Annotated in this window: 9 protein-coding genes; 2 read left to right on the forward strand and 7 right to left on the reverse strand. The window is 49.1% G+C overall.

Translation table 11 applies throughout. The features are described 5' to 3' along the window. Positions 1–28: 28 nt before the first annotated feature. Positions 29–2131 carry a molybdopterin-containing oxidoreductase family protein gene (locus EDI28_RS10875; protein ID WP_128783869.1) on the forward strand — a complete coding sequence of 701 codons (2103 nt, stop codon included), beginning with the start codon at positions 29–31 and terminating at the stop codon, positions 2129–2131. A gap of 82 nt (positions 2132–2213) precedes the next feature. Here EDI28_RS10875 and EDI28_RS10880 read toward each other — a convergent pair whose 3' ends face one another. The 7 genes from EDI28_RS10880 to EDI28_RS10910 form a co-directional block, all read right to left on the reverse strand. After that, positions 2214–2813, reverse strand: a complete 600-nt coding sequence (locus tag EDI28_RS10880; protein WP_199287410.1) for a DJ-1/PfpI family protein — start codon at positions 2811–2813, stop codon at positions 2214–2216. A 7-nt stretch (positions 2814–2820) separates the two neighbouring features. After that, positions 2821–3453, reverse strand: coding sequence for a bifunctional 4-hydroxy-2-oxoglutarate aldolase/2-dehydro-3-deoxy-phosphogluconate aldolase (locus tag EDI28_RS10885; RefSeq protein WP_128783870.1), 633 nt, complete (start codon positions 3451–3453; stop codon positions 2821–2823). 1 nt (position 3454) lies between these two features. Continuing rightward, complete coding sequence (locus EDI28_RS10890) at positions 3455–4420, reverse strand: sugar kinase (RefSeq protein WP_128783871.1); 966 nt, start codon at positions 4418–4420, stop codon at positions 3455–3457. Between the two features lie 24 nt (positions 4421–4444). Then, positions 4445–5299: a tagatose bisphosphate family class II aldolase gene (locus EDI28_RS10895; RefSeq protein WP_128783872.1), complete on the reverse strand. Its 855-nt coding sequence runs from the start codon at positions 5297–5299 to the stop codon at positions 4445–4447. A gap of 108 nt (positions 5300–5407) precedes the next feature. Further along, positions 5408–6901 carry a DUF2264 domain-containing protein gene (locus EDI28_RS10900; protein ID WP_128783873.1) on the reverse strand — a complete coding sequence of 498 codons (1494 nt, stop codon included), beginning with the start codon at positions 6899–6901 and terminating at the stop codon, positions 5408–5410. 60 nt (positions 6902–6961) lie between these two features. Next, positions 6962–8569: a sulfatase family protein gene (locus tag EDI28_RS10905; protein ID WP_128783874.1), complete on the reverse strand. Its 1608-nt coding sequence runs from the start codon at positions 8567–8569 to the stop codon at positions 6962–6964. Between the two features lie 27 nt (positions 8570–8596). Then, positions 8597–9850: an anaerobic sulfatase maturase gene (locus tag EDI28_RS10910; RefSeq protein ID WP_164918533.1), complete on the reverse strand. Its 1254-nt coding sequence runs from the start codon at positions 9848–9850 to the stop codon at positions 8597–8599. A gap of 264 nt (positions 9851–10114) precedes the next feature. Between EDI28_RS10910 and EDI28_RS10915 the strand changes: the two genes are divergently transcribed. Continuing rightward, the gene (locus EDI28_RS10915; protein ID WP_128783875.1) at positions 10115–13240 is read left to right on the forward strand and encodes a chondroitinase family polysaccharide lyase; all 3126 of its coding nucleotides are present in this window, start codon (positions 10115–10117) and stop codon (positions 13238–13240) included. Positions 13241–13307: the final 67 nt, after the last annotated feature.

Consider the following 13307-nt stretch of genomic DNA (forward strand, 5'->3'; position numbering starts at 1 on the left):
AAAGCATTCGTCTTATTTCGAGGTACTAATGTTCAGTCAATCAAAGTTACGGCCAGCTCAGACAGAAGTCACTACCACAAGCTGTGCCCTATGCGGTAGCGGATGTCGGTTAAAAATCATCACCGAACCAGACGGCAAGAGCCGCGTTGCCGGTGACCGACACGATCCCGTATCCGGTGGCCAGCTTTGCCGAAAAGGTCTTAATGCATTGGAGCTGATGAACCACCCCCAACGATTAACCCAACCGATGAAGCGAGTGGGCAAGCGTGGCGAAGGCAAATGGAAAACCATTAGCTGGCAAGAGGCGATTGAGTTCACAGCTAAACAGCTAACGGCTTCACAGCAACAATGGGGCCAGAATAGTGTCTTCATGGCCTATGGCTACTCCAAGGACTTCATGTATACCCAATTGCTACGGCTGGCCAATGGCTTGCAAACCGTTAATATCGTCGGGCCGGAAACCGTATGCTGGGCACCGACCAAACTCGGCCGCGAGTATACCCTAGGCTATAACCCATCTCATGATATCAACGAGCAGACGCGCTGTATCATGCTTTGGGGGGTCAATAAGTACAAAACCCGCTTTAGCGATGTAAAGCAGCTTAATGTTGCGCTGAAAAGTGGCGCAAAAACGGTGTGCATTGATCCGCAATACACCCGCCACGCTAAAAAAGCCAACCATTGGCTGCCAATTAAACCGGGGGCAGATCTGGCCTTGGCACTCGCACTGCTTAAAATCATTATCGATGAGCAGCTTTACGACCATGAATTTGTCGCCCAATGGTGTGAGGGTTTTGATCAGCTCAAACAGCACCTGGCTCGCTATGATCTCGAACAACTGGCACAAGAGGTACAGATCAGTTCAGCAGAAATTCTGTCAGTTGCCCGCCTGTACGCGCAATCCAAGCCCGCCGTAATTATCAGCGGCAATGCCCTTGATCACAACACCGACAGCTTTCAGGTCAACCGCGCCATTGCCATGCTAATGGCGATCACCGGTAATCTGGATATTCCCGGCGGCCAATTCCAGAGCCACGCACCGTCTCTCGTATCTGGCCGCTGGCCTTATGACGACAAGGAAGTACATGCCCTGTCGACGCAGAAGCGGGCATGCAGTGCAGGAACGCCAGTACTGCCGGAATATTTCCGCGCAACCAACCAAGGGATCACCCGGGCAATACTGCACAGTGTCCCGATGCCGATAAAAGCGGGATTGGTGATGGGTGCCAACCCGCTGCTCAGTTGGCCAGACACCCATGCCGTCCATCAGGCATTGTCAGCACTGGACTTTTTAGCAGTATCAGAACTGTTTATGACCCCGACGGCGATGATGGCAGATATCGTTTTCCCGGCAGCCAGTTTTATGGAGTATGAGGGAATAACACAGGGACTTGACGGTTCAGTGCGCTACCAGCCCAAGCTGGCACAGACAGGCAATGCATGCCCTGATCATCAGATCGTAGCTGCCATTGGTGAGACTATGGGCGTTCTCGATCCTCAGTCAGATACCGCCTACTGGGATGATTTCCTTCAACCCGGAGGGCTGGATTTTGCCACCGTCAAAGCGCTGCAAATGGTGCTTCCGCCCACATCGCCTCACCGATACCGTAAGTACTTAACCGACGGCTTTCCGACCCACACGGGAAAAGTTGAACTCTACAGTGCGCAACTTGCCACCATGAATGCTGACCCACTACCAATGTACAGGCCGATGGCAGCAGATAACCCGGCATTTCCTTTACGTTTGACCACTGCAAAATCCAAGCTCTACATGTTCTCCCATGGCCGCCAGATCTCGCCACTGCGAAATGTACACCCAGAGCCTTTAGTTCGTGTGCATCCGGAGACGGCTTCACGGTTGGGATTGAAGGAGGGACAAAATGTGAGGATTGAAACGCCCAACGGACGAGTAATTTACCAAACCCTCAAGCTTGATACGTATTTATCACCGACGGTGGTCGTGGCAGATTTGAGCTGGTGGTATCCGGAAAAGGGAGAGGCTACGCTCGGCGGGGTATTTGAATCTAACTACAATGTCCTGACCTCAATCGATGATGATGGCAGAGGACAGGGTGAGGCAGGTAGCTTTAATATCAATGGATTACCATGTCGACTATGCGGTATTAAATAAACTGTCTGAAAAACATTCATAAAAAAAGGCTGCCCAAACACATATCGGGCAGCCTCAAGATATCAGCTAACAATAGGCACGATTACAGTGGCCAGTGGCCAGTGGCCAGTGGCCAGTGGTCAAAGTAGATATGACTTGCCTGCCAGTCTACTTTTTCCTGATTATCGGCTAGCAGCATCTTGGCAACAGTGAAAGAGAACTCAAAGCTAACGCCCAGCCCCTTACCGGTAATGAAATTGTCTGTTACTACCACTTTCTTATCGAGATACTGGCCATCCGAGAACTTCTCAGCCAGCTTATCACCCGTGGTGTATGCTCTACCTTCCAGCAGATTATGCGCTGCCAATACCTTGGCACCCGATGAGCACAAGGCACAGATATACTTGCCTTCACTGATATGACGCTTGAGAAAGTCTATCACCATCGGATTAGCCGACAGATTATCCGTCCCTTGCGGGCCACCCGGCATCATGACTGCGTCATAGGTATTGTCGTAACCGTTCTTCAGGACATCATCGGCGGTAATTCGAGTTTCAAAGTACGTATTCAGTGCTGTCGTTTCCATGCACGACAATACGGTGACCTTGATATCCAGCCGACGCATAATATCGATAAAGACAACGGCTTCACCTTCTTCAAATCCGTCAGCCAATAAGACGGCAACGTGCTTTTCTGTCATCATCAAGCTCCTAGGCGTTTACTAACTTGCAGGTCTCACGAACGTTGCTGGCAATCGTTTCCCAATCGTTGTCACGAATAGCTGCCGTTGGTGCAATCCAGGTCCCACCACAGGCAATTACCTGAGGAATGGCCAGATAGTCCATCAGGTTTGTCGGCTTTACCCCGCCTGTAGGCATCAGTTGAATATTGCCGTATGGACCGGTCAACGACTTCAGCATGTTAATACCACCAGAGGCTTCAGCCGGGAAAAATTTCAATGCTGTAACACCCAGCTCCAGAGCCTGTTCGACTTGGCTAGGGCTATTCACACCCGGAATGATTTTTACACCTTTTTCTTGGCAATATTTCACCGTTGTCGGGTTGAAACCCGGACTGACAATAAAGTCAGCACCTGCTTCTACAGCCAGATCCACCTGTGCAGGAGTCAACACCGTACCTGCACATAGGATCAAATCAGGCAGTGCCTCGCGGATCAGTCGAATAGACTCCGCAGCCGCTTCACTTCGGAAGGTAATTTCCGCAGCAGGCAAACCATTGTCACTCAGCACCTGGGCCAGCTTTACTGCATCTTTGGCATCTTCAATCTGGATGACTGGCATCACTCGTAGTGCACGTAATGTTTCAATCCACTTATTGTTCATATCAAATACTCATTAGTTCCGTAATATACCGAGTCTGATCCAACGGGATAATCGCACCTTTATGCTGGATAACCCGGGCCGCTAACTTATTTCCCCAATGGCAACACTCATCTATTTCCATTCCCATGCACCAAGCTGCCAGAAAGCCCGCATTGAATGAATCGCCAGCTGCTGTCGTATCGACAACGTTATCCACTTTGTTACCGGCGGCAATGCCGTTGAGACCGTATAACGACCACATTGCCCCTTCGCTACCGAGCTTAACAACAACCTGCTTGACCCCCATAGAGTGCAACCGCTTAGCAATAATACCGGCTGGGGAATTCTTCATACCGAGCAGCAAATCCTCATCCTCAGCAGTAACCAAGGCAATATCGCTTAGCTGGTAGAGCTTTCCTAACCATTCACAGGCATCTGAGCCACTGCGCCATAACCGCGGCCGATAATTGGAGTCGACGGCGATACGAACACCACTTTGCTTGAGCTGCTCCAGCGCCAGCAACAAGGAACGCTTGTCCTGATCCGATAAAATGGCCAGTGAAATACCTGAAAGATAAACAAGATCAAACGCTTTTAACGTCTCGACAACACTGGGAAAGTCACGGTGCTGGCACAGTTGCCGGGCCGCAGACTCATTGCGCCAATAATGGAAGCTTCGTTCGCCTTGCGGGTCAATTTCAATGGCATACATACCCGGAAGCTTGCCATTTACCTCGATCACCATTGAAGTATCAATACCTTCGCTTTGCCATGCCGATACCATCTGACGGCTATAGGTATCTTGACCAAGCCCGGTCACATAGCTGGGGGCCAGCCCCGGCACCAAGCGAGACAGATAAACTGCGGTATTGAGCGTATCACCACCAAAATTTTGCTCCTGAGTGGAAAATGGCTGGCCACTCAGTTCAATCATACACTCGCCAATAATGGCGATTTTCTTCTGCTGAAACTTCGGAGTTGAAGCCATTTTTTTGCTATCCATTTCTTGTGATTACAACTTACCGGCGCTATCGCATACTGCGATTTTCTCCATTACCACTTTCTTCATCGCTTCTTTACCAGGAACAATGTAGTGACGAGGATCGTTGGCATTCGGGTTTTCAATAAAGTACTGCTTTACGGCATCAGAAAAGGCAATTTTCAGCTCAGTGGCAACGTTAACCTTGGTGATACCCAGCTCGATGCAACGGCGTACATCAGCATCAGGAACGCCGGATGCACCGTGAAGCACCAATGGCACATCTGTTTTACCGCGGATAATACCCAAACGGTCAAAATCCAACCGAGGCTCTTCTTTATACATTCCGTGGGCAGTACCAATCGCTATCGCCAGTGAATCAATACCTGTCTTGGTCACGAATTCCAATGCCGCTTCTGGATCGGTATACAACGCATCTTTGGCATCAACAACCAGATCATCCTCCTGCCCACCGAGACGGCCCAGTTCCGCTTCCACTGAACAGTCCCAGCGGTGACAGAATGAAACCACTTGTTTAACCAATTCGATATTGCTTTCAAAATTAAGGTGCGAGCCATCAATCATTGCTGATTTGATCCCAGCCTCAACCTTGTTACGGATATCCGAGAAAGACTCGTGGTGATCGAGATGCAAAGCAATCGGCATCTCATACCGTTTGGCAGCCTCTTTGCATATACCGACTAAATAGTCAGTACCAGCATAGGAAAACGTACCCGGTGTACCGGCAAGAATAACAGGCGATGCCATTTCAGATGCTGTTTCAACGACAACCTGGACAGTTTCCAGGTTATGAATATTAAACGCAGGAACAGCATAGCCGCCTAGCTGCGCTTTGTGGAGCATTTCGCGGGAAGAAACCAGAAACATATATAACCTCAAAACCTTCGTTAGCTTTCGCTTTAATAGTATTTGAAAACAAAAGCAAATAAAAAGATCTAGATCACATAAATACTTTCAAAGCGAAAGTTTACGAAATCAAAAGAAATGAAACATTTTCGAGGTGTAACAGGTAACCCCCTTACGAAGTAGGTTATTTTTAGGCCTTTCTGCACGACCAAGCAGCTTCTCCAGTATCCGTTTAGACCATAACTGTCGCGCCAGGCGCCGTGTAAAGGGGGACTGCTCCGAGATATAGTCATTATGAAAAATAACCACTACCTCTTTCGTTTTGAAAGTTCCAATGATACTTGCTTCAATAGCCGGAACTTCAAATGAAAAATCACCTTTTTCAATTTCGAGCGGAACCTCATCTGTCTGCCATAAACCTGATCGAGCACCACTGAACAAAGCAATGTTCAGCGCTCGCAACGACCAAAAGCTACTGGCCGGCCCGCTGTAATTGTCCACCAGCCGTGGATCATCGGCAAAAACACCCTGTGTAGGTGCGCCATGCTGAAAAGCTCCCTGACGAATGAAATATTCAAGACTGGTTCGAAATGCTCGTTTTGCTTCTCCGACAGAAAGACAAGGATCTGGCGTGTCTATTGCTGCCAGCAACGGTGCAGAGGCCGCCAACCGGTAACATACGCTGCGGCCAAAGAACGGCACTCCTTCGGCCGTAAAGAAATAGCGAAATTTTTCCACAAACGTCGAGAGGCTGTGGCGGATAAACTCAGAATCGAATGCCGGATCTATCTGGTCCAGCCAATACAGCGAATAGAAAAAACCCCAGGCATTGTAGTAGTCATAGTTACCACGGGCACCATCGCGAAACCAGCCGTCCCCGACGTAGAACTCCTTGATACGAGCATATTTGTCGTGGGCAATAGTATCTTCACCAGTCAATGCTTTAAGCACCAACTGGACAGTAAGCGGAAAAAGATGCCAGTTATTATCGACTGTTTGGCAGGTATTAACCTGCTTGAACCACGCCGCAATCTGCTGTTGCTGAATCGAACTAAAACTATCCCAAACCCAAGCCTTACTTAGCCAAAGGGCAAGCGCCAAATCAGCACTTTCGCAAATTCGCTGGTCGTAGTCATGTAACTGTCCCCAGTACCCTTTGTGTTCAGGATTCGTGCCGGCAAGAAATGCCGTTCGCAGCAACTCGGCCACGTCTATCGCTTTATTGTTCAGCCCGGAGATCACCGTCGTTGTCTCGCCGTTGGCATGCAACCATGCGGCAAGCGTCGGAAGTACCCTACTGACACCTTCCATCGCATCCGTTCTGGCAGTTTGCTGGCTCGGGCGACCGGGATAATAGGCATGGGTATAGTCCCAGACAGCGTAGTGTTCGAAAGCTTCGGTGATGTAACGAACCAACTGCTCACACTGTTCTTGCAGACTGACCTGATAAGTATCTGAATTCGAATCAAACACCTGCCGAATTGCTTCGTCATGTCTGCAGTAGGCAGGCTTTTTATGTCGTAGCCGGATCAGGTTCTCTTTGAACAGTTTCAGATACATGGCAGCATCAGGATGCTCGTAGGGGATTGTCGGGCGAGGCTGGGCACTGATTTCTTTTTGCATGATTATTTATCTCACTCATTCACACAAGAAAAGGGCCTCTTTCGAGGCCCTTCATCATGGTTATTTGGCCGACTCCGTTAAGATTTCATAACGGTCCTGTCCCCATGCAACCGGTGCCGGTTTATCTTTTATCCAGTTATAAAAGGCTGTCTTCAGCTCTTTCACTTTCTCTGGATGTTTGTCCGCCAGGTTAATCGACTCCGCAGGATCTTGAGCATAGTTATATAGCTCGTACTCACTGTTGCCATCATCGTAATAATGCAGCGACCATTTCTGATCTTTGATTGCCCACTCACCTTTCGAACGCTTTTCAGTGTGCTTGCTCGGAATAAATTCATTGGTTTCGAAAGTGATCCATTTCCAGTAATTGCTCCAGAAATCTGCATTGCTTGAATCATAATGCAGCGCACGCGGCCCGGCCCAGTAAAGGTACTTGTGAGGCATCTGCTTCTCGCCATTCAATAACGGCATGATATTCTGACCATCTACTTTCATTTCTTCGGGAATTTGAATACCTGCAGCCGTAAGCGCTGTCGGCAAAATATCCATGGCTGAAATCATTGTATTATCGACACGGCCTTCAGGAAGAACGCCTTTCCAGTGCGCGACAAACGGGACATGAACTCCACCACGGTAACGCTGCCCCTTGAACGCCCGGTTCATGCCGTTCATCGGCATCGGGGATTCATGTACGGCACCATTGTCCGACAGGAAGAAAATCAAGGTATTTTCGTACTCACCCATCTCTTTTAGCTTATCAATAACCTTACCAATTCCTTCATCGGACGCATTGACGTGGGCGTAGTATTTATCCACCTCGACGTTGCCGGTATTAAAACGCTCCATAAATTTAGCCGGTGCCGCCTGCTCTAGCGGGATATGGGGCACACTGTAGGCAAGGTTGATAAAAAACGGCTGATCGTTATCGTTGGCTTTTTCGATAAAATTGATCGCTTCATTGGTGAGGTTATAAGTCATGTAACCCGGTGACGGAACATTCTCACCGTTTCTGAAAACAGTCGGTGAGTTATACAGCGCCGCTCCCGATACATAATAGCTATAGGAGTAGTCAAATCCGCGTTCTTCCGGTCCATACCCTGGCTCGGCGATTGAGATCTGATTGTCATGGTAATCACGGCTCTGCAGATCTTTCGGCTTGAACTCCTTACGCACCTTGGCGTTATGGTATTTACCGATATTCGCCGTGGCATAGCCATTTTCATTCATCAGCGCAGGCAGCAATTTGATATCCAGCGGGATCCCCAGCTTGGCATCATCATTACTGTAAGTGCCGAAGCTGTGAGGGAAACGCCCGGTCATCATACCGGCACGAGACGGACCGCAAACCGGTGTCGCCACGTAGGCATTAGTCATTCTGACGCCTTCATTGGCCAGCTGGGTAATGTTCGGCATCGAACGCTTGGCTGCGTCATATAGCCTGTCGAAATCACCATCGTAACGCATAGGTACAGGCCGCTTGGCCAGCGTATCCTTGTCAATATTATCCATCGCAAAGTCTAATTGCGCCGAGCCTAAATCATCCATCACGATTAATAGGACGTTTGGTTGCTCAACTTTCTCTGCTGCCAGCGTCATTGCCGGTGATATTGCACAGGCAGCAGCCACAAGGCCTGCCAGTACCGTCTTCTTGTTTGAGGACAGTCTCATTGTTCACTCCTTTTTAATTAAAACGTATTAATGTGCATCCATGTTTGCCAGTAACGGCATCACACTGGCTGCCACTCCCCCGCGCTGTATTTCCTGCACCATAAGATGCATTGCCGGAGCGGTATGCCTGAAGATCTGTTGATAGGAAGCACACAGGTAATTTTGTTTGTGCTTTTCCCCTGCAATCGGGGTGATACGGTGCTTGGGACAGCCGCCATGGCACAGCGCCCTGAGTTCGCACTGCTGACACTGGCTGGTAAGCTTGGTCGATTTGGCGCTGCCAAAGCGCTGTTGCTGCTTGCTGGTCGCAAGTTTTCCGATATTAGTGAGGGCAATATTACCGAGGCGATTGGCCGGATAAACGTAGTGATCACACGAATAGAGATCACCATTGGCCTCGATCACCATTGCCTGACCACACTCTTTCGCCTGAACGCACACCGAGGCGGGATAGCCCATCCACGTCGCCAGCATACTGTCAAACATACGGACAAAAATGCGGCCGACATCCTCTTTGATCCACTCGTCAAAGATCGCCGTCATAAACTGGCCATAGCCGTGGGCAGGTACGGAGAAGTGGGTCAATGTAGCATCAGCGGTTGGCGAATAATGGCCACTATTACTCTGCTGGCAGTGCTGCTCAACTTCGACAATCGGAATAAACTGCAAGTGCTCGGAGCCTAGTGCCTTTAGCGTGTGATAGGTTTCCTTGCCCTTGCTCCAGTTCTGATCATTGATAACGGTGAGTGTGTTGAATTGGACGTTGAACTCTTTCAACAGTGAAATAGCGTGCTTTACCCGCTCAAACGTCGGTTTACCGTTAACCGAAATCCGGTACTTGTCATGCACCTCGGGCGCACCATCGACCGAAACACCAATTAAGAAGTTATTGTCGGCAAAAAACTGCGCCCACTGACGGTTAATTGCGACCGCGTTGGTCTGAAAACTGTTGGTGATCGTTTTACCGTCAGCATACTGCTGCTGATATTTAACCACGTTACGGTAGAAATCTAGCCCGGCTAGCGTTGGCTCTCCTCCCTGCCAGGCAAAATCAATCTCGTCTGTATCCTGGGAACCAATATAGTCACGTACATAACGTTTGAGTACAGCATCCGACATCTGCTCGGCAGTCGCTACCGGTTGAGGCTTTTTCTCTGCTGGTTGCTGCATCATCTGCTCTTTTTCGAGATAAAAGCAGTAATCACACTTCAGGTTGCAGCGATAGCTTGCCGGTTTTGCCATCATGTGAAAGCGGGCTTGCTTTGGGTGTGATATCGCCATGTAACTTTCCTTTCGTTCCGCAGTTCAAAATAACTAAAAGGCAATATACGTAAATAAACGAAAGATTAAAGAGATAAGGATCACACCAACAAAAACATATGAAAGACTTCGTAAGTCAATTTATTGTGATATATATTCAACAAACAACAACAAAAGACTTCGAAAGCTACAACATGTAACAGAACGTGAATTCGATCAAAAAACAACCACAAAACTTCCACTAACCTTTCGCTCCAAAATCACAACATGAAAGGAAAGACAAAAGTGAAAGCATGGAAAAAACCTAATTACCTCACCCTGTGCATAATTTTCGCCCTTGGCGGATGCGGAAACGAAAGTATTCAAAACACAGATAGCCTAACCAATTCAGGTTCTTCCACAAACGTGGAAAGCAAGCAAGGAACTGAAGGAAAAGGAGCACAACTTGAGCCCGGTGGCTATATGTACTTTTTCGAAAATGGATTACCGCAGGCTATCACTTCCTCATCAACGACACCGCTTGCTATCACTGATGAGCATTTCAAAGATGGCTCCCATTCCCTAAAATGGGCCTATAGCCCCAACAGCCAGCTAAGATTCCACCAAAAAATCAATTATGCTGATGATGACAGTGAAATTACACCTTATACCTTTATGGCCTGGGTCTATAACGAGCAGGCTTCTGACAACACAATGACCTTCAAGTTTGCTAAAGACGACAGCTCGCAAGCTCAGTTTTCCTATTCCCTGAACTTCGAGGGCTGGCGAGGAATTTCTGTCCCCTTCAGGGATATGGACGGAACACCGACAGCCGGCATGAACCGATTAACAGTTACAGCACCAGACTTAGCCGGCTCGCTGCTTTTCGACCAAGTCATGATGGCAGTTCCGGTTGACAACCGCTGGCCAACACCGGATTACCAGCAACCTTTCGTTAATCCGAATGTCGTCGACATGGCCAGCAAGAACTGGACAGCATTATTGATGTACGATCAGATGCTGCGGGAAGATAATCCGAGCTTTAACTTCAATGCCGTATTCGATGATAACCAGGGAGATAGCGCTCCCTTGTATCGCCAATTCGATCAACACCTTGCCGTCAAGACACAGGCAACCATCACCCAGGCAAAAATCGATGCCAACCTGGCGAAATACGCCCCGCTTAATATCACTTACAATGCCGACGGCTCACCAACCGGAATACCTCTAGACCATCCCAAGCGCCATAACTTCCTCAAAGCAGGCATTGTCAGTGATGAGACACTTGCCATGCTGACAGATACCATGTCCATCCGTACGCTAGGCAAGACCATGCTCGAAACGGCCAAGTTCCTGCGGAGCCAGTCACTCTCTGATGCCAACCGTGCCGCACTTGAGAAAGCCTTTGTCGACGCCACCCGGTACGCTCTTGACCAAGGCTGGGAAGGTGGTTCCGGTTTCCAGATCATTACGCATGTCGGCTACCAGACCCGCGAATTCTTCAATGCCATGTTCATCGCCCGACAACTGCTTGCGGACAGTCAACTGCTTGAGCCGGTACAACAGTCTATGATGTGGTTTAATGCCACTGGCCGTATCTATGAAGCCGACGCTCAGATCAACTCATCAAATGTCGATATTCTAAATACCCAGCTGCAGTGGATGATCAAGAGCTTCCTGCTATTACCGGATCAAACCGAACGTGCCGCTATGCTACGTCAACTTCAATCCTGGCTCAGCAAAACCCTGCTGGCATCAGATGGATTAGGCGGCGGCTTTAAACCAGATGGCAGTGTCTTCCATCATTCGCAACATTATCCAGCCTACGGCAAAGATGCCTTTAACGGACTTTCCGGTGCCATATTCGGTTTAAGTAACAGCCCTTACCAAATTTCACAGGCAGCCCATGAGCGAATTAAAGACGTCTTGCTCAAGATGCGTATCTACACCAAGGAAACCCGCACTCCTATTGTGTTAAGTGGTCGCCATCCCGACGGAAAACAGAAAATCTCACCGACACCATTTCAGTGGCTGGCACTTGCGGGCTCGCCGGATAACACCGAGCCGGTCGATACCGAGCTGGCTGCCGCCTATGCCAATCTACGTCACCTTCCATCATATAAAGGTATTGCTGCCGAAGCCGAGCCGAGCGGTGTATGGGCCATGAACTATGCATCTATGGCGGTAGCCAGAGGACAGAGTCCGGCTGAACCAAGTAATTCCTGGTTGGCTACCGCCCGGGGCTTTAGCCGTTATTTGGTCGGAAATGAAACCTATCAGGCCAACAACCTCTATGGCCGCTATTTGCAGTATGGTCAGTTCGAAATAACCCCTTCTAACCTGTCGAAACGAGCATTCAGCCATGATGGGTGGGACTGGAACCGCTACCCTGGCACCACTACCGTCCATTTGCCAAATAGCGAACTACGAACTGTGCTCAATCAACTGCCAGGTGCGGGCATCGAAGAAATGCTGTTGTCTACTGAAAGCTATTCGGGTGCCAATACCTTAGAGAGCGACAGTGCGATGTTTGCCATGAAGTTACACGGTCACAAAAAATATAGCCAACAAAGCCTGCGTGCCAATAAATCGTATTTCATGTTTGGCAATAACGTCATTGCTCTCGGTTCGGGGATCCAAAATGCCGATGGCCTGCATGACACCGAAACCACCTTATTCCAATACAGCATACCTAACCTTGAGCCTGTAGAAATTAACGGCTATAGCGTCAATACCTTGGGTACCGAAATGGCTCTTCCGGGCGAAACGGCACTTCTCGATCCCGCCGGCAACCGTTACTTTGTGGCAGATACCGCCAATGAACTGGTTCGATTTAGCTACCAAACCCAAGAGTCCAACGACGAGGATGATGGCAATCCAACATCTGGCCAGTTTGCCACAGCGGTGATTGATCACGGTAAAGCCCCTGCCGACGGCCGCTATGAATATGCCATCAAAATAGAAGCACAGGATGCCATTAAACCTGCCTATACCGTGCTCCAGCAGGACAACAAGGTGCATGCAGTTCGCAGTGAAAGTGGTGTCGAAGCCTACGCCTTCTTTGAGCCAGCCACACTTTCTGCGTCTAACTGGGTACTCGCATCCGAGACCAGCTCGCAGATCATGGTCAAGGCCAATACACCCGCCGATCAGCTCTCGCTCAGCGTCGTCAATCCAGATTTGGCTCTTTATGATGGGCAAGATCCAGAGCAAGTCGACACCAACGGCGAGCAAATAGAAGTCAGTATCTACAGCAGATCTTGGCGCTATCAGCTGTCCCAGCCCGTAAGCAGCCGGTTTATGGTTAAAGGCGAATGGAAGTTGGAAGGTAATAATTCGCAGGTGACTACCAAGGTTGAAAGCGGTAATACACAAGTCACGGTCACAACGGTAGATGCCATACCGCAAGCATTTAACTTGATTAAGTCGTGATCTGGTTTATATAGAAAAAAATAAAGGAGCCAATCGTAAGATCGGCTCCTTTTCTCAGTCTCAACTA

Source organism: Photobacterium chitinilyticum, from assembly GCF_004104355.1.
GTDB classification, from domain to species: Bacteria; Pseudomonadota; Gammaproteobacteria; order Enterobacterales; family Vibrionaceae; genus Photobacterium; species Photobacterium chitinilyticum.